Source organism: Sphingomonas sp. IBVSS2, assembly GCF_002127225.1.
Lineage (GTDB): Bacteria > Pseudomonadota > Alphaproteobacteria > Sphingomonadales > Sphingomonadaceae > Sphingomonas.
Genome location: NZ_NFUR01000004.1, coordinates 157,761 through 181,711, shown reverse-complemented (window position 1 = coordinate 181,711; position 23,951 = coordinate 157,761). Strand labels below are relative to the sequence as shown.

Below are 23,951 nucleotides of genomic sequence, written 5' to 3'. Positions count from 1 at the left end.
CGGAGCTGCGGCTCAGAAATCGTCCAGGGCCAGGGAAGGAATCGTGGTCTTCCCGCGCTTGTGCCCGTTGAGCAGGGTGTCGAAGTCCTCGACCCTGTCGGGATCGATGCGCCGCCCATCCGTGCCGACCAGATACTCGTCGTCGTCATCCACCGCGACGCCTCTCGGCACGCGTGGCGGCGACATCGCCATCGCATAATGGGAGCCGGGCGTCATCGGCACCTGCATCGCGTCATCGTCCTCGTCCCAGTCCTCGGGCCGTTCGACGTGAACATGTATGCGGTCGGAGACCGGGATGTTGACCTTGCTGTGCGGCCCATAGTCCGGAATGTTCCCGTGCATGTTGTTGGCTGCCTTGAGCAGCCGCTGCACCACCGGCGAATATAGATCCAGCGCGTCGCCATTGCCCTTGGCCGCCTCCAGCGCCAGCACGGCGGCGTGAAGCTCGTTCAGCTGGGCCGTCACGGCCTTCTTGTACCAGTCGAGCTCGTGCGGGTCGTCGATGTGCGGCGTGTTCAGCGCGGCGCGCTCGACGGTCGCGTCGTACAGCCGCCTGGTCCAGCGTTCGAGGGCCGCGTTGTCGTCCGTCCCGGCGAGATAGAATCCCACGCTCCGCTCGATCGCCGAATAGGGGAAGCGATGCGGCATGGCGAGATCCTCTTCCGACGGCTTGAGGCCCGATTGATCCATGCCGGTCTGCAAACCATAGGTGACCCTGGCGAGCGCATAGGCAGTGCTCGAGAAACCGGGGCGGGTCTTGCCGCCGCTCTTCGCGACCTTGGCGAACTTGCCCTCGAGATCCTGATAATAGTCCTGCGTCGTGGCGAAGGTGGTGAGCGGCTGGCTCTTGTCGGCCAGGGTGCCGACATAGGTCTTCCAGCCCGGCTTGAGATCGTCGCCGATCGCGGCCTCGGTATCCTTGATCAGGTTCCGGGTCGCCACGCCGCCCGCGGTGCCGTAGTTCCCCGCGCGATCGCCGGCGCCGATCTTGAGCACGCGCTGGACGACGCCCCCGGGCGCGGCGATCGGGACGCGGGAGATGTCGTGCATCGGCATGCTCCGGCCGGCCGGCGATGCCAGTCCGCTTTCCTCGAGGCGCGTCGCGACCCTGTCCGATGCCGCGACGCGCGGAGGCTTGCGGGCACGGGCCAGGTGCATCCCCTGCGCCTATTTGATCCGCATGATCGGAATGAGCGTCATATAGGGCGGCAGGGGCACGGTGAACGCGCCGGCCGCGAGGTTGTGATGGTGATTGCCGTCATTCTTGTCGTCGTCGCTCGTCAGCACGTAGCGATAGCCCGAGGTCGGCGACTCCCCCTGGATGATATCGTTGCGCACGGCGTCCGAATTCGATGCCGCGGTCGACTGGGTAGCGATGCTCGGATTCGGCCAGCCGTTGATGCCATAGCCGCCCGCGGTGCCATAGGGGACGGTGCCCGCCCCCAGGACGAAGCGATCGATCATGCTCGGCAGGGCCGATCCGTTGAACGGGCTGTCCGGATCCTGCACCGTGCCGCCGTCGCACAGCATGAAGCCCGGCGGATAGGTCAGGACCGGCGCGCCCGTTCCCGACGAGCTGGCCGTGAAGGCGGTGGGCGGCGGATACCAGAAGATCACGGTGCCGACGGGCACCGCGTAGAGAATCTCCACGGGCGGCTGCGACGGGGTCGGCGTACTCGTGGGGGCAGGTGTCGCCATGTTCCGGAGGCTATGGAGGGCGCTGCGCGGCCGCAAGCCGAATTGCCTCCGAAAAGGCCCTATGATCGCGGCGCCCGCCGCCTTGCCATGGACAAGTTCCGGCACCGTCCATAAAGAATGCGCATCTCCCGCATCGAAAGTTGCCCGGTCCCAATGTTCCGACCCTTGTACGACTGGGTGCTGCGCATGGCGCATCACCGCCACGCGCTGCGCGCGCTGTTCACGGTCTCGTTCGTCGAGGCGAGCTTCTTTCCGATCCCGCCCGATGCGATGATGATGCCGATGGTGCTCGCCCGCCGCGACCGCGCGTTCCTGATCGCGGGCATCTGCACGCTCGGCTCGGTGCTGGGCGGCATGTTCGGCTATGCGATCGGCTATTTCCTGACCGATTTCGCGAACCAGGTGCTCGAATTCTTCAAGCACAACGCGTTCCAGGAATTCACCGAACAGTACAACAAATATGGCTGGGCGATCATCCTGGTGAAGGGCGTGACGCCGATCCCCTTCAAGCTGGTGACGATCGCCAGCGGCCTGTCCCATTATCCGTTCGCGCTCTTCGTCCTGCTCGCCACGATCACGCGCAGCGCCCGCTTCTTCCTGGTCGCGACACTGCTCAAGATCTATGGTGCGCCGGTGCAGGAATTCGTCGAGAAGCGCCTCGACCTGTTCGCCTGGGGTTTCCTCGGCCTCATCGTGCTGGGTTTCGTCGCCGTCGCGCTGTTCTGAGCGGGGCCGTTTCTTTTCCTGAGCGCGCCAGCTTGCACGCCCGCTCGCGACTCGCTAGATACAGCCCCCAATCCGACAGCGTGGGTGGGTAGCGCCGGTTCCTTCGAGAAGGACCGGGCAGCGGACCCGTGCCCCGCAGCCGGCGAACTTTGAAGCGAGGGTGCCCCAGTGGCGAAGACCAGTCCGATCGAATTCGTGAAGCAGGTGCAGACCGAAGCCCGCAAGATCGTGTGGCCGTCGCGCCGCGAGACCGTCATGACCGGCATCATGGTGATGATCATGACGACGCTGCTCGGCGTGTTCTTCCTCGGCATCGACTCGATCTTCGATTTCATCGTCAATTCGCTGCTGCGCCTCGCGCAGTAAGCCGCACCGCAGATAACGAGAGAAAGAACGAACGCATGGCGCGCTGGTACATCATCCACGCCTATTCGGGCTTCGAGGGCAAGGTTCGCGACCAGATCCTGGCCGACGCGACCCGCATGGGCCTCGATCGCCTGGTCGAGGCCGTCGAGGTTCCGACCGAGACGGTGACCGAGGTTCGCCGCGGCAAGAAGGTCCAGTCCGAGCGGAAGTTCTTCCCGGGCTATGTCCTCGCCAAGCTCGAGATGAACGACGACGTCTATCACCTGGTGAAGAACACGCCGAAGGTGACGGGCTTCCTGGGTTCGTCGGGCAAGCCGCAGCCGATCAGCGAGGCAGAGGCCGCGCGCATCCTGAACACCAAGGACGAAGCCGCCACCGCCGCGCCCAAGTCGAAGGTCAAGGTGGACTATGACATCGGCGATACGGTGAAGGTGACGAGCGGCAACTTCGCGACCTTCTCGGGCGTGGTCGAGGAACTCGATTACGACAAGAGCCGCGTGAAGGTCTCGATCTCGATCTTCGGCCGCGCGACGCCGCTGGAACTGGGCTTCGAGGATGTCGAGCGAGTGAAGTAAGCGCGCGCTTCCACTATCGCGATTTCAAGAAGGCCGGGGCGAAAGCTCCGGCCTTTTTCGTTGCCTGGCACATCCCGCCCAGCCGCGTGGACAGGCCAGGCGGACCCAGGTCGAGCCCGGGAACAGCAGAAGACTCCCTTCCTCAAATTCATCCTGATTGAATGGTCACGGCATGGAATCTTCGGGCCGGTGGGCGACCATCCCAATAACACCGCGGCAATAGCCGCTCCCCAGGCTTGATCCCGATATTGCCCTTCTTTCTCGAGATCGTCGCGCTGGTGCAACGAACTTGCCCCATCCACCCGCCATGACGCGCGCGGTCGCCTCACAAGAACAATGTTCGTTTCATCTTCGAATAGTGAGGATTGCATCGTGAGAATGTTGAACGCGTACGAAATCGATCTGGTGGCCGGCGGCTGGGGTACAACCGGGGCAACGCTCGACGGGATGATCCTGGCCGGCGGCTCCGATATCGAAGTCAGAGGATTCCGCTATGGAGCGCCCGGCTTCGGATTCAGCCATGGATATGGCGGGCCGGAGACCGGGAATTCCTATCCGGGCGATCCGGCGGATCTTGGGGCAGGCGGCGGTGGCCGGGACTTTCCGCTGAGCGTGAACGTCAACATCGATCTGGGCCAGGTGCTGCCGCTCGAGACCATCCGCAAAGGCATCGACAATTTCCTGACCAACAAAAATCAGGAAACCACCAACAACCTCGCCAACTCCAAGCCTGGCGTGCCGATAGACGCGAACCACTATTGGCTCCAGAGCTCCGACGGCAAGCTTTATGGCGACCTGAACAAGGACGGCAAATATGACGCCATGTACGTCAACAGGGACCATGGCCGCTGGACGGTGAGCTTCGATGGCGGCGCGACTTCGACCAACATGAACGGACCGCCGAACTGGGTTGCCCATTCCTACGGCGGCTGATCCGACCCCAATATAGAGGCGAGTTCATGCATAGAAAAATCATCTGCCTGCTGGCCGCTATATCGGGCTGGCCGCAACCTGCCGCCGGGCAGGTTGCGGCTGGCGAACAGGATTGGCGCAGCAAGCTGCAACTACACTATGCCGAGGGCAAGGGTTTCGGCACTTGCGGCTTCAACAGGGTAACGATGGACCCCGGCTTCGGGAGGGCCACGCTCTGGTATCAGGAAAAGAAGCTCTCGGGCGCCTATAACCCCAGGCATCCCGGTTCCTTCGTCACGTTCGACCTGACCCGATATGGCGAGGAGCGCGCGAAGTCGGGCTATTCGGCCGATTGGCTGCTCGAGCCGATCCGCTATACCGAGGCGGGGAATCTGGTGGCGCGGATCGGGCCGCTGATCCTCGAGATCGCATCCGACAAGCCCGGCCAGGTGTCGGCCGAATATCTGCCGATGTCCTGGGCTTCGGTTCGGCTGACGGCCGTCAAGTTCGGCGGCACGGCGCCGTTCGTCGACAAGGGGACGCTCGCGCGGCTGGCATCGATCGAAGCCGGCGCGCCATTGCGGGTGTCCGCCACGGCGGCGGACGGCATCGACTTCGCTTTCACTGCGCCCGCCCCATCGATGATCCATCATCCCGAGGGCGTGCCGTCCGGCGGCCTGGTGATGTCGATGGAATCGCCGGTCTCCGATCCCGCGCGGCCGGGAAGCCTGATCGTGCGGGGCGATCAACTGGCCGCGCAATTTCCCGGCGCCCCGTTCCTGGGGCATGCCCGCCCGCTCTTCGACCTCAAGACCGGGCGGATCGTCGGGCGCTATGGCATCGGCACGCTCGAGCGGTGGAACCCGGAGCTCTCGCGCCTCGAGACCGTGCCGCTCTCCGCCACTCCGGACATGTACATCCTCGAAGCGATCGCCAACGGCGACAAGATCGCCGTGCTCGCCGAGACGCAGGGCAAGATCGACCTGCTGCGGCTGGATGCCGGCGGGGAGCGCAAATTCGCCATCTGCGACAATGCCGAATATCTGCGCCACCTGGGCTTCACGCCATGGCCGCGGATGGAAGCGCCGATGGAACGCCGGCAGGTCCTGCTGGGAGATGCGCGGGCCGGCGACCGGACCTTCGGCTATCTCTATACGCCCGCCAAGGCCAATGGGCGGCTGTTCGTCTATTTCCATGGCGGGCCGCAGGGCGCGCTGGAGGATAAGTTGCCCATGCCGGTCTGGCGGCTGGTCCCCCTGGGCTATAGCGTGCTCGCGGTCGAATATCCCGGCAGCATCGGCGCGGGCCTCACCCATTCCGATCTGCTCGCCGAACAGGGGATCGGCGCCATCGCGCAATCGGCTTCGCGCATTGCGGCATGGACGCGAAAGCAGGGATATCGCGACGCGTTCGTGATCGGCTACAGCTTCGGCGCGGTACCCGCCGCGATCTCGATCGCCGATCACCCGGACGTTTTCCGCAAGGCGTTCTTCCTCGCCCCGCTCATCACCTGGCGCAAAGCCACCATCGCCACGGTCGACCTGGGCATGATGGAGAAGGTCAGCGTGGAGAGCCAGACTCGCGCGGATCTCGCCATCTTCGGCGGGCAGGACAATATCGACCGGTTCAACCGGAGCCTCGCGCGGACATGGGACCGGATCGTGCCGGGCAACGCCCGTTTCTATTTCGGATCGCTCGACACCATTTCGATGCCCGGCGACCTGCCCGCCCGGCTCCGCGCCGGGGCGGGCATCCTGTTGCAGGACAGGATGCAGCACGGGCTCATCGGCAACTTCGGCGAGAAGGGCGACGCGGTCTGGGCCGACATCCTGGGCGCCGCCCAAACCGCGCGCCCTGCCCCCTTGCGCGATGGCGACAAATAGCCGGCCGATCGCCCGAAACGATCCAATGGACGATCGGCGGACGCCACCCGTCGCGAAAAGAAATGCACGCCCTTCCAACTCCCGCACCGGGGAGTGAGGCCAATATCGGTGCGAATTCTCGAGATCGTCGCGCTAGTGCAACGAACTTGCCCCATCCACCCGCCATGACGCGCGCGGTCGCCTCACAAGAACAATGTTCGTTTCATCTTCGAATAGTGAGGATTGCATCGTGAGAATGTTGAACGCGTACGAAATCGATCTGGTGGCCGGTGGCTGGGGCACTACCGGGGCAACGCTCGACGGGATGATCCTGGCCGGCGGCTCCGATATCGAAGTCAGAGGATTCCGCTATGGAGCGCCCGGCTTCGGATTCAGCCATGGATATGGCGGGCCGGAGACCGGGAATTCCTATCCGGGCGATCCGGCGGATCTTGGGGCAGGCAGCGCGGGGAGTGAAGGCCCAGGTCCCGATGAGATCGTGGTTACGGCACCGCATGCCGGCGCAGGAGACGGCGATACCCAGGCCGGGCCGGTACTGAAGATCATCGGCAAGGCACTGGTAGACGCTCTTGTCGAAAAGGGCGTGGAAAAGGCTGTGAACGCGGCAGGCGCTCCAAGTCATGAGGATGTCATCAACAAAAGATTCAGCGATCACCTGACATCGCAAGAGAGTACCAAGGTCAAAGTGACGATCACCAAGGATCGCCCGGGAGAGTCGATAATCTCCTGGTACTATGGCGAGCGATTCACTGACGGATCCATATTCTTCGACAGTGACGGCAACGGCCGCATGGACATTCAGCTCTTTCAAAGAAATGGAAATGTATATTTCGACATAGGCGACAATAAGGGTTTTCGTACAAAGTAGGCTGAGACAGAGGTAAAAATGACTGCGACGGGAAAGAAAATATTGTTGATGTCCATGTCTCCATGGATACTCGATCTACCCGTCGCAGCATCGCCGGGCATCGAAGTTCATCACAACTTTGATATCGCGAAAGCCCATATCGAAACGAATGACACATTCTCCAATAATGACTTATGCTTCGAGAACGCCCTGTTCATGGGCGATGGCGGCCGCCGGCTGATTGCGTTCTACAGGTCGCCAGGCAATTTTACCGACATTCAGGTGGTCAATCGCAACGGCGGGCGCCTCTCCTATTTCACCGACATGCGCGCGCCCCTGCTCCGCGGGCGAACCTTCGTGTCCATCAATTCGCTACTGCCGGTCGCGATCACATCGGATGGCTTCGTCTCCAGAAGCGCCAGCGCCATCTTCGTGGCGTTTCGAGAAGCCGGCGGCAGAATAATGGCGAATTCGGTTGAGGTAACGGATCTTCCAAGGGCACAGTTCCTCCGCGTATTCGCCACCGATACCGACCGGTCGTCATTGGAATATGGCCAGGACCTCGCCAGAAATATTGTTGAGAACTATCGTACTCCTGACCCCCATACGGACGCATCCGCAGGATTGGTGTCGAATATTGGCACCTCGTTCCACTGGCACAAATATCCCAGCCTCGACGCACCGGCCGATGCGGCGGAAAGCTATTTCAGGAACTATGATTTCGTGTTCCGGCAAATCTACGATCCCAAAGTCGCGATGCGCAACGGCAAGGCTTCGCTGATCGGGCTTGGCGAGCTCAATGCACATGACGATCACGCCGCATCCGGGATTCCGGGAGCCAGCGCGATCATCGATCCCCGTACCGGAGTGCTGGCCGGGTCCTTCAGCGAGAAGAAGATGCGAGTACGGGCGGGCGGAAAGTTCGTCACTTTCTCGGCGCCGAGATTCGGCAGAATCCTCGATGTAGCGGCTTCGGGGCGGAGCGTCGCATGGCTGCATCAGGAAGCCGACCACAGAATCCTGACATGGCGGAGCGGCGCCAAGGAGGTCCGGATGCGCGCGCAATGTCCCGTCAAGCCACGCGAAGACAAAGGCGATCTGGATTTCTGGACGGGCCAGGAGGCAACAGCCTGGTCTCCTCCCATCGTTCGGGAATATGCGCTGTTGGACCTTCGCCGAGATTCCGGGCACTTGCCGGCGCAATTTGCCGAGAATAGCAACCAGTCCCTCATCGTCTTCTTTGGCGGGGGCCCCGCAAGCCCCCTCGAGGCGTCCGGCCAGATCGATCGGTTTCCCGAGCTCGGCAACCAGTCGCTATTGTCCGTGTCCTATAGCGGGCAGCTCGGCGGCGGACTGGCGTTGCAGAACAGGCTGCAGGGCGGAGGAAACATGCTCTCCGAGGATGCAGGGCAAGTGCTCCAGTTCATAAGGGCGAGGCGATTCGAGAAGATTACCATCGTGGGAGTAAGCTTCGGCGCGCTGCCCGCCATGGCCCTGAAGGCTCTCCTGGGGAAAGATGGCAAGCTTATCCTAATCAGCCCGATCGTTTCGGTCGGCACCGATCAGAAAGATAACGCTGACTTCGGAAACACCAGCAAGACCGGACAACGGAGATTCATGCTGGAAACTTTTGGCTCTCCCGGAAAGGTGGAGAATTTCCAGTCTTGGATCGAAGATCTGTACATGAGTACATCATGGTCAAATCGCGATATTCTACATATCTCGACCTATGATCAACCCTTCCCCGACCCGATAACGCAGCGGATTTCGCGGAGTGGCGCGCGAGTGAATTACGTGTCGCTTCCCCACGGCCGGTTGTTTTCCGGAAAGGGCGTATGGAAATCCGTTTTCTCCGACTGACGGGAAGTTGATCGACCAGGGCGATCAACTGGACCATCGGCAGGCGCCGCCCCGTGTTGAAAAGACCGGCAGGGGGACCAGACCGATATCAACATGGATCCTCGAAATCGTCGCGATAGTGCAACGAACTTGCCCCATCCATCCGCCATGACGCGCCCGGTCGCCTCACAAGAACAATGTTCGTTTCATCTTCGAATAGTGAGGAATGTATCGTGAGAATGTTGAACGCGCACGAAATCGATCTCGTGGCCAGCGGCTGGGGTACAACCGGGGCAACACTCGACGGGATGATCCTTGCCGGCGGCCCCGATATCGAAGTCAGAGGATTCCGCTATGGAGTTCCTAGCATGGGCTTCAGCCATGGATATGGCGGGCCGGAGACCGGGAATTCCTATCCCGGCGATCCGGCGGATCTTGGGGCAGGCAGCCCGGGGAGCGATGGCCCCGATGTCTTGGGCCCAGGATTGGAAATGGCGCGATGGCTGATCGATAAGACGCTGGAACTTAAGAAGGATTGGCACGCTCGCGAAGCGCGAATAAATTCCCTATTTGATCAAAATAAAATCACCATCACAATAGATCACAAAGCAAGCTCCTTCAATAAAGCCCTAGGCTTTGATCGAGATTGGATCATATGGAAGACATCTGATGGGAAGATTTTCGCCGACACGAATGGAAACGGTGCCGCAGACATACAGTATATAAAGGATAGCCAAGGATTCTGGCATATGAGTGACGGCGAAGTAATGTATAGAATGCGTAACTAAATCAATACACGGCGCCTTCATGATGATATTCATAATTGCTTCGATTATGACTCCACATGACAATATAAATCAGGAGATCATTTCTAAATCAGATTATATGAATCTGACTGGAGACACCCTGGGCACTTACCCCGGCGGCGCGGATAATCTCTGCGAGATGAACGCCGTGGGCATGGACGCTGTCGGATTATCGCCGACAGCGTCTTATCTCATGTTCAGTCGCGCGGAATTCAGGGGCACGTCGCTCGTCCTCGACTCGCAGCGGATCGTCGTTGCCAACGCACCCTGCATTATCGAGCGCGGCATGGTCGATGGCTGCATGACTACGATCGAAGGGCTGCGGCCGCCGCGCCCGGTGTCCTGGGGAGTTGGTGACAAGAGTCTGACCATAGCCGAGAATCTCGAGAATCTCGTCGAGTTGCGCGTCGCCAGCAGCGCCAACCCGCTGTGGATGCCCTTCGTGCGCCGCGTTCCGGTGGGCAAGAGCCTGGGTGCGGTGCTGAGCAGCTTCGATTCCGCGACGCCGCTCCTTCGCGATCCCGCGCTGCTGGAGGCCGCCAGGCGGGCCGCAGGCAGGACAATCTGGGACAAGGCAACGCCCGAGACCACGATACAGCTCCTCATCGACGGGAAGCATCTCGCGTCGATCCGTCACGACAATCTCACATTGGGTGGCGCGGCCCGGATCGATGGCGAAACGGCACCGCTCCCGATCCCGATATCCTTCCTCAAGTTCGGCGCCTTCTCGCATGGCCCGGGCGGCACATGGCGCGTATCGGGCGTGGGCGTCCAGTTCGTGCGACACGGAAAGGCCTGGCACGCAGTCGACATGCCGCTCTTTTCCCGGGCATTGATCTCGAGCCGATCCGGGCAATTGCTCGGCTCCTATGCGCTGCGGGACGTGCGCCTCTCCGTCGACGGTGGCAAGTCCCGCCGCGCGCAATCCGCGATCCTGCAACTGCTGCGGGAACGGCCGGGGGCGATGCTGTGGCGCCTGTCCGCCGACGAACGCGGCAACTATGCGCTCGTTCTCAAGAATCTCGACGGCTCGCCTTCTTTCCACGCCTCGGTTGGTGGCCGTGCGTTTCGGCATGAATGCAACCCCAGGGGCCCCATATCGCCGACCGCCATCCGCATCGTCCAGGCAGGTTCTCCACAATGGCCGCTGGGGCTGATCGAACTGAGCCCCCCGAAGCCAAAGGGCGTGGTGGCGTTCTTCCGGGGCGGCCCGACTGGCGACCCGGCCGATATGACGGACGACAACTCGATCCGCAAATATCTCGCGCGCGGCTGGGCGGTACTGCTCGCGGGATATAGCGGCACGGTGGGCTCGGGCGTGGAGGTCTCGACGCGCTTGAAGGCAAAGGGCCCGGACGCCTTGCGACGGGATGCCGAGGCAGTCGCTCGATATATCGACGCCGCCTATCCCCATCTTCCCGTGATCGCGCATGGCGAGAGCTTTGGCGGCGGCCCTGCCATCGCGCTCGACGGCCTGATGCGGGGACGGGCCGGTGGGCTCGTCGGCACGGTGCCCTATCTCAAGTCCCGTCCCGCAGCCGAGTGGCTCCAGACAGAGGAGCTCTTCGCCGGGGATCTCGATCGCCAACCCATCTTCGAGCGCGCAACCATCGGCGTATCCGACGAAAACCGTGCCGCGTTCAACGCCGGTCTGTCAGGATTGGCCAGCGGACGCGACGCGCGCCGCCCTGCCTTCTTCCTATTCGCTTCGTTTGATCGCACGTCACGGCCCGGCGACCTTCCGCGGCCCTATTGCGCGAACAGCCGCATCGTCACGGTCAACGCCCCGCATAGATTCGCCGACAGCGAAGATCTGAGAGGACAGGTCGATCGCTGGATGGCATCGATCGAGAGAGGCGAAGCGCTGCCGGCGAGTTCGATCGACGCCTGGTCGTGCCCCGCCGATCGGAACTAGGGATCGGCCGCGTGCGAGCGGCCGATCCCCGTTCCCTCAGATCGCGATCTCGGTCCATTCGATCGTCGAGCCGCCGCCGCTCTGGGACTGGTTGCTGCTCGTATTGTAGGCGCCCATCTTCGGATAGAAATAGCGGCCGCTCTTGAGGCTGCCGTCATAGACGGTGCCGGCCCTGTCCCCGTCCGGGTTCGATTTCTGGCAGACGACGCCGTTGATCCGATATTGCGGGCTCTGGCCGGTGCTCACCGATACGCTCACGTCATAGGTGCTGCCCACCACCACCGTTGGGGCGCCGCTGCACACCTGGCTGCCCTGCACGACGTAGAATTCGTAATTGCCCCCCGATTTGGGCCGCACGGCAAGCTGGGTGATCGGCTCGGAAGGCCCCGAGGTCGCGCCTGCGGCGACGACGTTGAGCACCTGCATCACGCTCACATATTTTCCGCCGCTCACCAGCTTGAACCGCCCGCTCGCCGAAGCGCCGGTGGTGCTGGAGGTGCCGCGCAGTTCGGCGCGGCCCGGGGTGCTGTCCGTGCGCTGCTGGATGACGAAGCGCTTGCCGCCGCTGATATTGGTGATGCTCCCGCCCGAATCGGTATCGGTCGTATAGGCCCAGGCAACACCGGTAGTGGCGAGGATCAGGCCGGCCGCCGCGAACGCGGTGGCGCGATTGCGCATGAACATGGCATCTTTCTCCATCGCCTCCTTGGTTGCTCGGCAGGTCTCGTGGGAGCCGAGGCTCGTGCCGCCGATAGGAAACAACGTGTCGCTTGTCAGGCCAATTGGCAAGGCCGATATGCGCCAAAATGAAGGGGCCGGCAGCCATGTCGCCGGCCCCACCGATCGCCCGGGCGATTATTTCGTCCCGCCCATCACCTTCTTCTGGACATATTCGACAAAGTCCTTGGCATAGGCGTCGCGCAGCTCGGCCTTGGCGGCTTCCAGCTTTTCCGGCGTCTTGGGCGGAAAATCCTCCAGGGGGTTCTTCACTTGGCCGGTCGCCGTCTTGGTGGCGATCTGCTTGTCGCCGAACTCCCGGTAGATCCAGCCGGTGAACAGATTGGAGCCGTACATCATCGCCTTGTGGTAGAAGATGTGCGTGGTGATCAGCTCGGCATAGCAGCCATGCGTCGAATCGGTGATCCGCTTGCCGGCCTTGATCCGGGCATTCAGCGCCTTGACCTGGGCCTTGAGCGCGGGATCCTTCTTCAGATCCTCGTTGAAGGGCGTCGGCTCCTCGACGACGATCCGATAGCCCTTGAGCTTCAGCGTTTGCGCGATGCCGAGCTTGTTCAGCTCCGCCATCTGGACTTCCGGTCCCAGATATTCACGCATCAGATCCTTGACTGTCTTCACCCGCCCCTCGTGCGCGGCGTCATCGGCCAGCATGCCGACAAGGCCGAAGCCCGAAAGCAGGCCCGCGTTGAAGCCCAGATAATTGTGCGTCGGCCAAACGTGCAGTTCGCACGGCATCGCCGCATCGGATACGGTCGTTTCCGCGACGACGGGCGCAGGCGCAACGCCCTCCTGCGCCATGGCCGGCACAGCGCACAGGGCAGCCGCACAGGCGGCCGCCGAAAGCAGCTTGGTATTCATGATTCCCCCTTGTTTGCCCCAATCGATTTGAACACGGCACGCCACTTCCGGCAAGGGAGGGCCCGCCGCCCCGCGGCGGCATTGCGTTTCGCGCCGGAATAGGCTAGGCGCGCGCCCTTCCAAGGCAACAGCAATGGAAAACCGCGGGAGGCCGTGTCCGCACGGCCGCTTTACCGCTCGACTTGATCAGGGGTCCCGGCTTCGCGCCAAGGCCCCGCGAAAGAGAGTGACATGGCAAAGAAGATTACCGGCTATATCAAGCTGCAGGTGCCTGCGGGCTCTGCGAACCCCTCGCCGCCGATCGGCCCGGCTCTGGGTCAGCGCGGCGTGAACATCATGGAATTCTGCAAGGCGTTCAACGCCCAGACCGGCGACGTGGAAAAGGGCACCCCGCTCCCCACCGTCATCACCGTCTATGCGGACCGCTCGTTCTCGTTCGAGACCAAGACGCCGCCGGCGACCTACCTCATCAAGAAGGCCGCGAACCTGAAGTCGGGCTCGAAGGAGCCGGGCAAGGTTTCCGCCGGAAAGATCGCGCGCTCGAAGCTGAGCGAGATCGCCCAGGTCAAGATGAAGGACCTGAACGCTAACGATATCGAGGCGGCCACCCGCATCATCGAGGGCTCGGCCCGCGCGATGGGCCTCCAGGTTGTGGAGGGCTAAGGACATGGCGAAGCTGACCAAGAAGCAGAAGACCTGGACCATCGACAGCGAGAAGCTGCACGGCGTCGACGAGGCGATCGCGCTGGTGAAGGCCAACGCCACCTCGAAGTTCGACGAGACCGTCGAAGTCGCGCTGAACCTGGGCGTCGATCCGCGTCACGCCGATCAGATGGTCCGCGGCGTCGTCACGCTCCCGAAGGGCACCGGCAAGACCGTGCGCGTCGGCGTGTTCGCCAAGGGTGCCAAGGCTGACGAAGCCCGCGAGGCTGGTGCCGACGTCGTTGGCGCCGAGGACCTGCTCGAGATCGTCCAGGGCGGCAAGATCGAGTTCGATCGCTGCATCGCGACCCCGGACATGATGGGCCTGGTCGGCCGCCTCGGCAAGGTGCTGGGCCCGAAGGGCCTGATGCCGAATCCGAAGCTCGGCACCGTCACCATGAACGTCGCCGAAGCCGTGAAGGCCGCCAAGGGCGGTCAGGTCGAGTACCGCGTCGAGAAGGCCGGCATCATCCACTCGGGCATCGGCAAGGCGTCGTTCCCGGCGGAAGACCTGCGCGCGAACTTCGACGCGCTGGTCGACGCGGTGGTCAAGGCCAAGCCGTCGGGCGCCAAGGGCAAGTATCTGAAGAAGGTCGCCCTGAGCTCGTCGATGGGCCCGGGCGTGAAGGTCGACGTCGCGGAAGTCGCGGCCGTCTGATCCACCGGCACTGCCGAACAACGAAAGGGCCGGGGGAGCGATCCCCCGGCCCTTTCCTTTCGTGCGTGTGCCGCGGAAGACGGAAAAAGGGCCGAAGGCACAGCCCCCGGCCCCTTTCTGCCTCCCCCGCGAAGGGGACGGCTCAGACCACCGGATCGCCCGGCAGGGGCGTTTCCGCCTTCCACACGCTCCGCACCCGGCGGGCCCAGTCGTCGACGCGACGGATCGCCTCTTCGGTGAGGGTGACGATGCCTGCCCGATTGTCCATCGGATTGGGCGTGCGGACCACCAGCCCGGCACTCTCGAGCAGGGCAAGGTGCCGGATCGCCGTGGTCTGCGGCGCACCGCTGCCGATACAGGCACTGCTCACCGATACCGGTCGCCCCTTGGCGGCGGCCAGGTAGAGATCGAGCAATATGTCCCAGGTCGGCTCGCGGAACTGCCCGGCGATCGGCCCGAAGGCATCGTCGCGCAGCCGGCGGGCACGATAGATGCCCTCCACCAGATCCGCCGCCGTTCCCGTGAACGCCACCCCCCCTGCGGCCGGCTTGGGCGGGACCATCGGCCGATCGCGCAGGCGATACGCGGAATTGTCCGCCTCAGCCATGATGCCCCTCCTTCGTCAGGACCAGGCGGGATCCGCCCCGTAGCGCTTCAACCGTTGCCGATGCCGCGCCGCGCCGATCGCGATGAGGAGCGGGCCGGGATAGTTCCATGCGGCGTTCGCCACCGCATAGGACCATGGCATCAGCGAAGGGGTGAGCATCAGCAGATGCGTCACCACGATGTTGAGATACACCGCGGACAGCCACATCGGCCAATAGCGTTGCGCCCGCAGCGACAGCAGCATGGTGCTGAGGAACATGCCCGAATCGACCGCGAGCAGCCCCACCTCCATCTTCTGGAAGCGATATTGGCCAGACACCGGTGCGAAGTGCGATGCGACGATCGCGAGCACCAGAATGAGCACTGCAAGGCGCTCCGGCAAGCCTCCGCGCGTAACCGCGTAGAGGCAGCAGAGGAGCAGCACGACCAGATAGACGAGCACGTTCATATGGCGCGACCGCACCAACGAACCCCAGCCAAGTCAAGGCCCCCCTCATGCTGCGACGGTGAGCGGAAGGATTTCCGCTTCGCCACGGGGGTCGTCATGACCCGGAGTCTCGAAGATGTCACCCGCTCCGAGCACCTGATGGCGCAGGCCGACGCCGCGCAGTTCGCCATGCGCCTTCTTGATGTCCGACATCGCGCCGAACACCTTGGCCGTGGCCGCACCGACATAGTCGACCGCATCCTGGGCCTCGAGCGGATGGAAAGTGCCGTCGGCCCGGGCAGTGAGCACGGCGGTGCCCATCGCGAGCACCTTGAGCGCAGCTTCATTCACCGCGACTTCCGCAGGCCGCAGCGAGCGGGCGATGCGCACGGCGGCAATCTTCTTCGGAGACGTCATGAGTCCTCCTTCGCGCAGCGGAGGGGCTGCGACGGATCTAGATTGGGTGGTTCAAAAGAGGCCGGGGCTAGCCGGTAATGCGCCAGAGCGCCCCCAGACCGTTGAGGAAATTGGCCACCGCGATCAGCATCAGCAGCGCGAGGCCGAAGATCCACATCAGTCGGTTGAATGGGTCCAGATCATTTGTTTGCTTCCCCTGCCTCAGAAACGGGACCCGAAAGAAACGGGACCCGAAAACGCGGTTCGGCTTCGGACCGTTTCGGAGGCAATGGAACCCCCGAATGCACCGTTTCGGCAAGGTCCGCCGGCTCGGCCCCCAAATTTTGGGGGGGCGTTTCCCCGGCCTGCGCAGAGAGCTGCTCGTGCGCGGCCAGGATGCGCGCGGCCTCACGCCGGCTCGAAACGCCCAGCGTGCGCGCGGCTTCCTTCAGATAGCCGTCGACGGTGAGAGGCGAGAGCCCCAGCGCGAGGGCGATTTCCTTGGACGACATGCCGCGCGCGACGAGCCGCAGGCAATCGCGTTCGCGCGCAGTGAGTTGATCGATCGTCCCGGTCACCATCGCCGCCAGCTTTTAGCCATCGCGCGCGCGAATCCAACCGAGTTGGTGCGATTTTCGGCCGTTTCCCTTGTTAAGGGAGAATAGGAAATATTGGCCGCAGCCGGCTGGGAATCCAGCCGAAAAGGCTTTCCCCTCCGCTTCCGGACCACCCGCGATTCCGGGCCTGGCCGAACCGCCATAGCGCGCTTCCCTCCCCCCGACGTAACAAGCATAGTAACGTACTGACAACAAAGGGGGAGAGGCGATATGCGTAGTGCCCGCGCGATTTTAGCACTTGCCTTGATCGTCCTGCCCGAAAACGCCCCGGCACAGGAGGCAAATCCCCCCGCCCAGGACATGCCGATCGTGGTGCGGGGCCAGCGCGACCGGGCAAGCAGCTGGCATCAGGCCGAAACCGATCATGTCGTGGCGATCAGCCAGGGCAGCGAGAAGGATCTGGCCCGGATCGCCCATGACCTGGAGCGGCTCCATTTCCTCCTCTCGGTGCTGCTGAACCGAGCCGACAAGCCCGATGATACGCGCAAGCTTCGGGTGACGCTGGTCGGCGACGGCGCCGAATTCGATGCGATGGAGCTCAGGAACCTGAGATATTCGCCCGGCCCCTATAGCCGCGCCTTTCCAGGGCCCGCCTATTACGACCCCCGCGAGGACGGGGCGGTGTTCGCCGCGAGTCGCTTCGATCAGAAAGCAATCCTCGAACGGGGCCAGGACCTTGCCGCCATCCTGCCCGACCTGGTGCGCGCCACCACGCCGGCAGCCACGGAAACGCCCGGCGCCCCGGCCGGGAATCCCGGGGCGAGCGCGGCGCTCCCGGCCAGCCAAGCCGGCTCGATCGCCCGGTTCGGCCGCAACGATCCGCTCGCCGTCTCGGTCAACGAACTGGCCGTGCCGGTATCGGCGGAGGGGCGCATCCTTGCCGGCTATGCCCGCCATTTCCTGCTCACCTATTTCCCGCATGCCTATCCGCGCTGGTATGTCGACGGGTTCGGCGAGCTCTTCGCGACCCTGGCGACGGAAGGCGGCACCCGGATGGAATATGGCCGCGCGCCCGAAGGCTATCGCAAGGTGCTGGATCGCTATCGGCGCTATCCGGTCGCGGACATCGTTACCGGCCGCTATCTGGCCGATCGCAATGCCGGCGAGCGCTGGACGCCGTTTCACGCCTGGGCGCTCACCCATATGCTGTTCTTCTCGAACGAACGCAGAGGCCAGCTCCGCGCCTATCTTGCGACGATCGCCGCCGGCGGCTCGATGGAACGGGCAGCGGCGGCGTTCGGCGACCTCGGCAAGCTGCAGGACGAACTCGTCGCCTATGATCGGGGCAAGCTGCCTTTCGAGCGGATGTCCTACCCCGCCGAACGCGCCGCCGAACCGATTGTCCGGCGATTGAGCGAGGGGGAAGCCGCATTCGTCAAGGGGCGGCTGGAGCTCGGCGCGCGCCTGGCCATCCCGCCGGCATCCGCGGATCCGAAGTCAGACAGGCAGCATATCGCCGCGATCGCCCGCCGCGACGAATGGCTCAGGGGCCTCCGCCGTGACGCCGCGCGCTATTCCACGAACCGCGATGCCCAGTTGCTGCTGGCCGAAGCGGAATGCCGCAGCGACAACATGCAGGAATGCGCCGCCGCCGCCGCCAGGGCATTGGCCCTGGCACCGGGCAATGGCGATGCGCTTGCCTGGCAGGGTATTGCGCAAGCCGGGATCGCGCTGGCCGCTCCGGCGAGCGCGCGGGCCGGCGAGCTAAAGGCCGCGCGGATCACCATTGCCCGGGCCAATCGCGCCGACAGCGAGAATCCGCTGCCGCTCCTGGCCTATTATCGCAGCTTCGCCGCCGCCGGCGAAACCGCGCCCGATGTGGCGATCGAAGGCCTGATGAAGGCAGTCGACGCCGTCCCCGCCGCCCCGGGATCCAGGCTGTTGCTGGGCGAGGCGCTGGCGAAGCGCGGCAATGCCGCAGCCGCCCGCAACGCGCTGATCACGGTGGCCAATGGCCCCTATGAAACACCGGAGACGGCGCCGGCCCGCGCGCTGCTCTCCAGGCTCGAACAATAGGAAAGGGCCGGGAGCCTGGCCCCCGGCCCTTTCCCATGCCTGTCGTCAGAAACCGGCCGAATAGGTCAGGAACCACTGGCGCGGCGGGATGGGATAGGCCGAATAGTTGTTCGTCGCCGAGCCGACCGACAGGGTCGAGACGCCCTTGATGTCGCCCAGGTTGGTGATGTTGAGGCTGAGCTTCGCCTTCTTCATCCCCAGCATTTCGGCCGGCAGGTCCACACCGACGCTGAGCGAGGTGAGGAAATAGGAGCCGACGCTGGCATCGTTCGAATAGGTCGCGAAGCGCTTGCCGACATAGTCGCCGACCAGCTGCGCCTCGACCGGGCCGACATTGAGCGTCGCGACGCTCTTGTTCATCCACTTCGGCGTGCCCGGCAGCTGCTTGCCGCAGGTCGGGACCACGCCGCCGACCACCAGGAAGCCGCCGATGCAGCTATTGGTGGCGCCGCCGATGCCCGTCGCCGCGGAAGTATAGTCGCTCCGATATTTGGAGAGATTGTACGACGTGGCGTTGTAGAAGGAGAAGGTGCGGCCGAAGCGCAGGGTGAAGGCCGCGTCGACGCCGTTGGTGCGCACGTCGCCGACATTGACCAGGATCGAAGTGCCGCCGGCGATCTGGCCGCCCGCGATGCCGCCCGGATTGGTCGAGATCGCCAGCAGCCGGTCGCTGAAATCGACGCGGTAATAGTTGATCTGCGCGTCGAGCCCGATACCGCCGCCGAAGGTGCGATGCGTGCGCAGACCCGCCTCATAGGTCCAGCTGCTCTCCGGCTTGCCGTCATTGGCGAAGGCGTTGAACGCGGTCTGGCTGCCGGTGAACCACGGGCCGCCGCCGCCGGCCAGATAGGCCTGATACTGGCGCAGGTTCTTCTGGACGTTGAAATAGACTTCCTCGTGCCCGTTGAAGTCCCAGGTCGCGCCGACGGCCGGCAGGAACCATTTCAGCGTGTTGATCTTGCCCTCCGGCAGGCCACCGGTCAGGCCCGAGAGCGAGCCGAGCCGGGGCTGCACGGGATACCAGCCATTGGCCCATTGCGCGCTGGTCTTGAAGCCGAACTGCACGAGCAGCGGCTCGAACACGCGCCAGGTGTCCTGGACATGGAGCTGCAGCTGGTTGATCCGCGCCTCGCCCTGATATTGGGTGAACAACGGTTGCATCACCTCGAGCGGACGGATGTACGGCGTGCTGAGCCCCGGATTGCCGGCGGGAACGGCGTACCAGCGGCGCCACTGGGTGGTGCTGTTGTGCTCGAACCAGCCGCCCAGTTCGATCTGGTGGTCGCCCAGGTCCATGTTGAGCGCGGTGATCGCACCGCCACGGTCGATGCGATATTCGGTGGTGCGGGTGATCAGGCCCGAGCCGCCGGTGGCGGCGACCAGCGCCGCGCCGCGCGCCGCCGCCTGGGCGGCGTTGATGACTCCCGGGCCTGCAGGCAGCGCCGCGCACGCAGCCGGCAATACACCATTGCCGTTGGCGCCGAAGCGGCAACGGAAGTCGAGGCTCGCATAGCCTGGATCGAGATAGGGCTGCGCGGTCGTGATCGACTGGCCGAGCGGGCCGGCGACGACGCCGGCACCGTCATTGTGGTGGAAATAGATCGTGTTCGACAGCGTCACATTGTCGGCGATCCTGGCGTCGTAGCGCGCATAGGTGAGGTAATCGGTGCGCTGCGCATCCGAATAATAGTTGCGGTAGTTGCCGCCCTGGGCCGCCGGCGAGTTGCCCAGCGCGTTGATGTAGCTGCGATAGCCGTTGAAATCCGAATAGAAGAACGGCTTGGTATAGGGCGTGTAGAGCTGCACCGGGGTGGCAGTGCCGCCGGCCGACGGCTTGAAGAAGACCGTGGCGTCCTCGTTCGGCTGCGTCATGTCGTTATAGTCGAAATAGAGCGTCAGCTTGCCGACCGCATCGTCATGGACGAACTTGGCATTGGCCTGCCAGCCGCCCTGCCAGCCGTTGAAGTCCCAGGCCTTGGCCTTTTGCCGCGCGACCGAGAGGTAGCCGGCATTGGTGCCGCCCCCGCCAAGATTGCCGGTGTCGAGACGCAGGAAGGTGCGCGAGGTATTGTAGCTGCCCGCGGTCTGGTTGGCGGTGACGCCGAACATCTGGGTGGGATCGGACGAATAGGTCTCGACCGTGCCGCCCAGGTTGCTGTTCGACGCTGTGGCGAGATCGCCGGCGCCCGTCGCCACGACGACGCGGCCGACATTCTCCGAAATCACCGCGCGCTGCGGCGAGAGACCGTTGTAGTTGCCATAGCTCTGGTCGCCCAGCGGAATGCCGTCCATCGTATAGCCGAGCTGGTTGCCGGCGAAGCCATGGATGAAGATCTGGGCATTCTGCTCGTTGTTGCCCCAGGGATCGGCGGTGACATAGAGCACGCCGGGCAGCGTCTGGATCGCCTTCAGCGGCGAGACGCCGGGCAGGATCTTCTGGATCTCGCTCGCCGGGATCGCGGTGGCCGAGCGCGTCTGCTTGGCGACGACGAGAATCGAGCTGTCGCCGGCATTCTCGGGTGCGTTGTTCTCGGGCGCATTCTCACCCGTGGCAGGCGGCGTGCGGTCCTGGGCCTGCGCGGGTGCCGCCATTGCAGCGGTGGCGAGAACGGCGGCGCAAACGGTAGCGCGAAGCGTGTGGCGAACGGTCATCATACCCCCCTGGAGTCACGGCGTCGTTGCGCCGCAGCATCGCCGCCTAGGCGCGGTATGTGGCAGTCCTGTTGTGGTTTGGTGAAACATCCGGGAAACGCCGATGAAGCGCAGATGGCAACGGGCCCGCCCCTCTCCATCGGCGCTCCACGCTTGGTTGACTTATCCACAAATATCGCTATTGGCGCGCCTTCCTCCTTCGGGAGGAGACCGTCCGAGACAGCAAGCGCGGGGAATTTGCCCTGCTTAATCTCTTGCCTAGACGGGGACAGATTTTCACCGGCGGCTCCCGCGTGGAGCGCGCGGGTCATGCCCAGGGATAACCGGGCACGACGATCCTTCCCCTCGGACATTTTGTAACCGGGCATTTCCCGCAAGGGAGACGCTCATAACGAGGAGACCGGCATGGATCGTTCCCAGAAGGCTGACGCCGTTGCCGAGCTGAACCGCACCTTTGGCGAGGTTGGCGTGGTGGTCATCACCCGCAACCTCGGGATGACCGTCAAGCAATCGACGGACCTCCGTAACAAGATGCGTGAGGCCGGCGCGAGCTACAAGGTCTCGAAGAACAAGCTTGCCAAGATCGCTGCCAGCGGCACCGATTACGCGGCGATCGCGGACCTGCTGACGGGTCCGACGGCGCTCGCCACCTCGATCGACCCCGTGGCTGCGGCCAAGGTGGCGGTCGAGTTCGCCAAGACGAACGACAAGCTCGAAATCGTCGGCGGCGCAATGGGCACCCAGGTGCTCGACCAGGAAGGCATCAAGGCGCTCGCCTCGCTGCCGTCGCTGGACGAACTGCGCGGCAAGCTCGTGGGCCTCATCGTCGCTCCGGCGACCAAGCTCGCGACCGTTACCCAGGCACCGGCCGCGCAGCTCGCGCGCGTTTTCGGCGCCTATGCGGCCAAGGACGCCGCATAAGCGGATCTTGCAAGTTTATTTATCCCGAAACATCTGATTTGATTGGAGTTTATCATGGCTGACCTTAACGCGCTTGTTGACCAGCTTTCGGAGCTGACCGTTCTCGAGGCCGCTGAGCTCTCGAAGCTTCTCGAAGAGAAGTGGGGCGTCTCGGCCGCCGCTGCCGTCGCCGTCGCCGCCCCGGGTGGCGCTGGCGCCGCTGCTCCGGCCGCCGAAGAGAAGACCGAGTTCGACGTGATCCTCACCGGCGACGGTGGCAAGAAGATCAACGTCATCAAGGAAGTCCGCGCCATCACCGGCCTGGGCCTGACCGAAGCCAAGACCCTGGTCGAGTCGGCTCCGAAGGCGGTCAAGGAAGGCGTCAACAAGGACGAGGCCGAGAAGATCAAGAAGCAGCTCGAGGAAGCTGGCGCGACCGTCGAGGTCAAGTAAGCTTCTTAGCTTCTCAGCGAACAGATCGGGGCGGTCCGGCAACGGGCCGCCCTTTTCTGTGCGCGGCTCAGGCCGCGGCCACCTGCTTCGCGAAATAGCGGTTCGCCGCCAGCGGACCGGCCGGCGCCGGGCGGTCGAGCCAGATCGGGCCGAGCTTCCCGCCCTGCCCCGTCGTGCCGAGGATGAAATCGGCACCGAAGCGGCGAATGCTCAGGCCGCCGCGCCAGCGGATATCGATCAGCACCATCGGCACGAACATCGGCCGGCCGCCGAGCTGCACCACGTTCACGCCCGTTCGCGCGATGGCGACACGCGCCGGCATCCGCCCGCCGCCGCCGGGGGGCAAGTCGAAGGGCGGGCCGCCCGGCTCGCCCGGCGGCCCGGCATGGAAGCCGGCGATCACCTCGTCCTGCCGGGCATGCGCGCTCATCGCGGCGAAGGCGATGCGGATATTCTCCGCCGAGGCGCCCGAGCCGTTGCCGATCAGCAGCTCGAACTCGAGCAGTACCTCGTTCTCGGCGAAAACGATCCGGAGGGGATTCAGGCCCAGCTCGAAAGGATCGGCGCCAAGCGCGGGCGAAGGGACCGGGGCCGGTTGCACGGGCACCGGCGCACGTTCGGCCGGCCGCGTGGCGCGGCCCAGGCCGGGCGGAGCCTGGACGGGCGGCGCCGGGATCGACACCGGCTCGACCTCGAAACCGTCTTCCCTTGCCGCATCGCGGCGACGGCGGCGCAGGAGCAGCCAGCCGCCCAGCCCGAGCAACGCGGTTCCCCCCGCGCCGGCCAATGCCCAGATCCAGGGCGGAACATCGGGTGCAGGCGCGGCGATCACGACCGGCTGCGGCGTCGGCGACGCCATGCCCGGGGGAGACGGCGTGGAGGCCGGCAATGGCGCGGGCACCGCCGCCGGCGCCGGCACGCCCGCGACGGGCGCGGTTGCATGCGGTTGCGGCGCGACACGGGGAACCGGCGTAGCCCGCTGCGCGGCGGGAGTAGCACGAGCGGCGGGCGTGGGTGCGGGCGTGGGTGAAGGTACCGGCGTCGGCGCCGGCGTCGGGCTCGGCGCGGAGCCGATGCTGAATCGCTCCGGGATTACCCCCGGCAACTGCTGCGGCCGAACGCTTGGCGGCGGCGTGATGATCGGCGCGGCGCTGGGACTGGGGGTCGGCGAATCCTGCGCATGGGCCAGCGGCGCGGCGATCGATGCCGCGGCCAGACCGCATAGCCAACCAGTCCTGAGCCTCCCTGCGTTCACCACGATTTTCTGGCCCTCCGAAGATGAACGCCGGCTGCACGCCGCGCCCGGTTCGCCGCATGGCGAGGGCGGATTGTCCCTGCCGGTTCCGTCCCTTACAGGGCGA

24 protein-coding genes are annotated in these 23,951 nt (G+C 64.3%); 14 read left to right on the top strand and 10 right to left on the bottom strand.

Annotation, left to right across the window (positions count from 1 at the left end; genetic code table 11):
• Positions 1 to 12: 12 nt before the first annotated feature.
• Entirely contained in the window at positions 13 to 1,158 is a 1,146-nt protein-coding gene (locus CAP40_RS14570) for a hypothetical protein (RefSeq protein WP_086130266.1), read from the bottom strand.
• 9 nt (positions 1,159 to 1,167) lie between these two features.
• Positions 1,168 to 1,698 (bottom strand): hypothetical protein, encoded by a 531-nt coding sequence (locus tag CAP40_RS14565; protein WP_144034377.1) that lies wholly within the window; start codon positions 1,696 to 1,698, stop codon positions 1,168 to 1,170.
• A gap of 153 nt (positions 1,699 to 1,851) precedes the next feature.
• Between CAP40_RS14565 and CAP40_RS14560 the strand changes: the two genes are divergently transcribed.
• The 9 genes from CAP40_RS14560 (at position 1,852) to CAP40_RS14525 (ending at position 11,567) form a co-directional block, all read left to right on the top strand.
• Positions 1,852 to 2,424, top strand: a complete 573-nt coding sequence (locus CAP40_RS14560) for a YqaA family protein (protein ID WP_086130264.1) — start codon at positions 1,852 to 1,854, stop codon at positions 2,422 to 2,424.
• 168 nt (positions 2,425 to 2,592) lie between these two features.
• Positions 2,593 to 2,790 (top strand): preprotein translocase subunit SecE, encoded by a 198-nt coding sequence (gene secE / locus CAP40_RS14555; protein ID WP_086130263.1) that lies wholly within the window; start codon positions 2,593 to 2,595, stop codon positions 2,788 to 2,790.
• Positions 2,791 to 2,825: 35 nt separating this feature from the next.
• Complete coding sequence (nusG, locus tag CAP40_RS14550; RefSeq protein ID WP_086130262.1) at positions 2,826 to 3,365, top strand: transcription termination/antitermination protein NusG; 540 nt, start codon at positions 2,826 to 2,828, stop codon at positions 3,363 to 3,365.
• A 378-nt stretch (positions 3,366 to 3,743) separates the two neighbouring features.
• Positions 3,744 to 4,298: a hypothetical protein gene (locus tag CAP40_RS14545; protein ID WP_086130261.1), complete on the top strand. Its 555-nt coding sequence runs from the start codon at positions 3,744 to 3,746 to the stop codon at positions 4,296 to 4,298.
• Positions 4,299 to 4,324: 26 nt separating this feature from the next.
• The gene (locus tag CAP40_RS14540; protein WP_144034375.1) at positions 4,325 to 6,160 is read left to right on the top strand and encodes a S9 family peptidase; all 1,836 of its coding nucleotides are present in this window, start codon (positions 4,325 to 4,327) and stop codon (positions 6,158 to 6,160) included.
• A 235-nt stretch (positions 6,161 to 6,395) separates the two neighbouring features.
• Complete coding sequence (locus CAP40_RS14535; protein ID WP_086130259.1) at positions 6,396 to 7,028, top strand: hypothetical protein; 633 nt, start codon at positions 6,396 to 6,398, stop codon at positions 7,026 to 7,028.
• Between the two features lie 18 nt (positions 7,029 to 7,046).
• Positions 7,047 to 8,867: a hypothetical protein gene (locus tag CAP40_RS14530; protein ID WP_086130258.1), complete on the top strand. Its 1,821-nt coding sequence runs from the start codon at positions 7,047 to 7,049 to the stop codon at positions 8,865 to 8,867.
• Between the two features lie 218 nt (positions 8,868 to 9,085).
• Positions 9,086 to 9,634 carry a hypothetical protein gene (locus CAP40_RS20205; RefSeq protein WP_179188194.1) on the top strand — a complete coding sequence of 183 codons (549 nt, stop codon included), beginning with the start codon at positions 9,086 to 9,088 and terminating at the stop codon, positions 9,632 to 9,634.
• 97 nt (positions 9,635 to 9,731) lie between these two features.
• Entirely contained in the window at positions 9,732 to 11,567 is a 1,836-nt protein-coding gene (locus CAP40_RS14525) for a hypothetical protein (RefSeq protein ID WP_144034373.1), read from the top strand.
• A gap of 36 nt (positions 11,568 to 11,603) precedes the next feature.
• Here the strand turns inward: CAP40_RS14525 and CAP40_RS14520 are convergent, their stop codons facing one another.
• On the bottom strand, positions 11,604 to 12,251 hold the full coding sequence (locus CAP40_RS14520) for a hypothetical protein (protein ID WP_086130256.1): 648 nt from the start codon (positions 12,249 to 12,251) through the stop codon (positions 11,604 to 11,606).
• A gap of 171 nt (positions 12,252 to 12,422) precedes the next feature.
• The gene (locus CAP40_RS14515; protein WP_086130255.1) at positions 12,423 to 13,163 is read right to left on the bottom strand and encodes a hypothetical protein; all 741 of its coding nucleotides are present in this window, start codon (positions 13,161 to 13,163) and stop codon (positions 12,423 to 12,425) included.
• 231 nt (positions 13,164 to 13,394) lie between these two features.
• Between CAP40_RS14515 and rplK the strand changes: the two genes are divergently transcribed.
• Both rplK and rplA read left to right on the top strand, forming a co-directional pair.
• Positions 13,395 to 13,826 (top strand): 50S ribosomal protein L11, encoded by a 432-nt coding sequence (gene rplK / locus CAP40_RS14510; protein ID WP_086130254.1) that lies wholly within the window; start codon positions 13,395 to 13,397, stop codon positions 13,824 to 13,826.
• A gap of 4 nt (positions 13,827 to 13,830) precedes the next feature.
• Positions 13,831 to 14,523, top strand: coding sequence for a 50S ribosomal protein L1 (gene rplA / locus CAP40_RS14505; protein WP_086130253.1), 693 nt, complete (start codon positions 13,831 to 13,833; stop codon positions 14,521 to 14,523).
• A gap of 142 nt (positions 14,524 to 14,665) precedes the next feature.
• On the opposite strand, the gene CAP40_RS14500 is transcribed toward rplA, so the two are convergent.
• The 4 genes from CAP40_RS14500 to CAP40_RS14485 all read right to left on the bottom strand — a co-directional run bounded on the left by CAP40_RS14500 (position 14,666) and on the right by CAP40_RS14485 (position 16,530).
• Positions 14,666 to 15,130, bottom strand: coding sequence for a winged helix DNA-binding protein (locus CAP40_RS14500; protein ID WP_086130252.1), 465 nt, complete (start codon positions 15,128 to 15,130; stop codon positions 14,666 to 14,668).
• A gap of 15 nt (positions 15,131 to 15,145) precedes the next feature.
• Entirely contained in the window at positions 15,146 to 15,592 is a 447-nt protein-coding gene (locus CAP40_RS14495) for a hypothetical protein (RefSeq protein ID WP_144034372.1), read from the bottom strand.
• Between the two features lie 30 nt (positions 15,593 to 15,622).
• The gene (locus tag CAP40_RS14490; RefSeq protein ID WP_086130250.1) at positions 15,623 to 15,973 is read right to left on the bottom strand and encodes a hypothetical protein; all 351 of its coding nucleotides are present in this window, start codon (positions 15,971 to 15,973) and stop codon (positions 15,623 to 15,625) included.
• Positions 15,974 to 16,152: 179 nt separating this feature from the next.
• The gene (locus CAP40_RS14485; protein WP_218822155.1) at positions 16,153 to 16,530 is read right to left on the bottom strand and encodes a helix-turn-helix transcriptional regulator; all 378 of its coding nucleotides are present in this window, start codon (positions 16,528 to 16,530) and stop codon (positions 16,153 to 16,155) included.
• A gap of 249 nt (positions 16,531 to 16,779) precedes the next feature.
• Between CAP40_RS14485 and CAP40_RS14480 the strand changes: the two genes are divergently transcribed.
• Entirely contained in the window at positions 16,780 to 18,585 is a 1,806-nt protein-coding gene (locus tag CAP40_RS14480; RefSeq protein ID WP_144034371.1) for a hypothetical protein, read from the top strand.
• 45 nt (positions 18,586 to 18,630) lie between these two features.
• Here the strand turns inward: CAP40_RS14480 and CAP40_RS14475 are convergent, their stop codons facing one another.
• Entirely contained in the window at positions 18,631 to 21,237 is a 2,607-nt protein-coding gene (locus CAP40_RS14475) for a TonB-dependent receptor (protein ID WP_086130442.1), read from the bottom strand.
• 405 nt (positions 21,238 to 21,642) lie between these two features.
• Between CAP40_RS14475 and rplJ the strand changes: the two genes are divergently transcribed.
• Both rplJ and rplL read left to right on the top strand, forming a co-directional pair.
• A complete protein-coding gene (rplJ, locus tag CAP40_RS14470) occupies positions 21,643 to 22,158 on the top strand; it encodes a 50S ribosomal protein L10 (protein ID WP_086130247.1) in 516 nt (171 codons plus the stop codon).
• Between the two features lie 54 nt (positions 22,159 to 22,212).
• Entirely contained in the window at positions 22,213 to 22,590 is a 378-nt protein-coding gene (gene rplL, locus CAP40_RS14465; RefSeq protein ID WP_086130246.1) for a 50S ribosomal protein L7/L12, read from the top strand.
• Between the two features lie 67 nt (positions 22,591 to 22,657).
• On the opposite strand, the gene CAP40_RS14460 is transcribed toward rplL, so the two are convergent.
• On the bottom strand, positions 22,658 to 23,449 hold the full coding sequence (locus tag CAP40_RS14460) for a hypothetical protein (RefSeq protein WP_086130245.1): 792 nt from the start codon (positions 23,447 to 23,449) through the stop codon (positions 22,658 to 22,660).
• Between the last annotated feature and the right edge of the window lie 502 nt (positions 23,450 to 23,951).

Excerpts from the sequence above, each read along its gene's own strand:
- CAP40_RS14480 (WP_144034371.1), top strand. The coding sequence starts at position 16,780 with ATGCGTAGTGCCCGCGCGATTTTAGCACTTGCCTTGATCGTCCTGCCC.
- rplJ (WP_086130247.1), top strand. The coding sequence starts at position 21,643 with ATGGATCGTTCCCAGAAGGCTGACGCCGTTGCCGAGCTGAACCGCACC.
- CAP40_RS14490 (WP_086130250.1), bottom strand. The coding sequence starts at position 15,973 with ATGACGTCTCCGAAGAAGATTGCCGCCGTGCGCATCGCCCGCTCGCTG.
- CAP40_RS14525 (WP_144034373.1), top strand. The coding sequence starts at position 9,732 with ATGAATCTGACTGGAGACACCCTGGGCACTTACCCCGGCGGCGCGGAT.
- CAP40_RS14535 (WP_086130259.1), top strand. The coding sequence starts at position 6,396 with ATGTTGAACGCGTACGAAATCGATCTGGTGGCCGGTGGCTGGGGCACT.
- rplK (WP_086130254.1), top strand. The coding sequence starts at position 13,395 with ATGGCAAAGAAGATTACCGGCTATATCAAGCTGCAGGTGCCTGCGGGC.
- nusG (WP_086130262.1), top strand. The coding sequence starts at position 2,826 with ATGGCGCGCTGGTACATCATCCACGCCTATTCGGGCTTCGAGGGCAAG.
- CAP40_RS14540 (WP_144034375.1), top strand. The coding sequence starts at position 4,325 with ATGCATAGAAAAATCATCTGCCTGCTGGCCGCTATATCGGGCTGGCCG.
- CAP40_RS20205 (WP_179188194.1), top strand. The coding sequence starts at position 9,086 with ATGTTGAACGCGCACGAAATCGATCTCGTGGCCAGCGGCTGGGGTACA.
- CAP40_RS14565 (WP_144034377.1), bottom strand. The coding sequence starts at position 1,698 with ATGGCGACACCTGCCCCCACGAGTACGCCGACCCCGTCGCAGCCGCCC.
- CAP40_RS14560 (WP_086130264.1), top strand. The coding sequence starts at position 1,852 with ATGTTCCGACCCTTGTACGACTGGGTGCTGCGCATGGCGCATCACCGC.
- CAP40_RS14475 (WP_086130442.1), bottom strand. The coding sequence starts at position 21,237 with ATGACCGTTCGCCACACGCTTCGCGCTACCGTTTGCGCCGCCGTTCTC.
- CAP40_RS14530 (WP_086130258.1), top strand. The coding sequence starts at position 7,047 with ATGACTGCGACGGGAAAGAAAATATTGTTGATGTCCATGTCTCCATGG.
- CAP40_RS14570 (WP_086130266.1), bottom strand. The coding sequence starts at position 1,158 with ATGCACCTGGCCCGTGCCCGCAAGCCTCCGCGCGTCGCGGCATCGGAC.
- CAP40_RS14520 (WP_086130256.1), bottom strand. The coding sequence starts at position 12,251 with ATGTTCATGCGCAATCGCGCCACCGCGTTCGCGGCGGCCGGCCTGATC.
- CAP40_RS14545 (WP_086130261.1), top strand. The coding sequence starts at position 3,744 with ATGTTGAACGCGTACGAAATCGATCTGGTGGCCGGCGGCTGGGGTACA.
- rplA (WP_086130253.1), top strand. The coding sequence starts at position 13,831 with ATGGCGAAGCTGACCAAGAAGCAGAAGACCTGGACCATCGACAGCGAG.
- rplL (WP_086130246.1), top strand. The coding sequence starts at position 22,213 with ATGGCTGACCTTAACGCGCTTGTTGACCAGCTTTCGGAGCTGACCGTT.
- CAP40_RS14500 (WP_086130252.1), bottom strand. The coding sequence starts at position 15,130 with ATGGCTGAGGCGGACAATTCCGCGTATCGCCTGCGCGATCGGCCGATG.
- CAP40_RS14460 (WP_086130245.1), bottom strand. The coding sequence starts at position 23,449 with ATGGCGTCGCCGACGCCGCAGCCGGTCGTGATCGCCGCGCCTGCACCC.
- CAP40_RS14515 (WP_086130255.1), bottom strand. The coding sequence starts at position 13,163 with ATGAATACCAAGCTGCTTTCGGCGGCCGCCTGTGCGGCTGCCCTGTGC.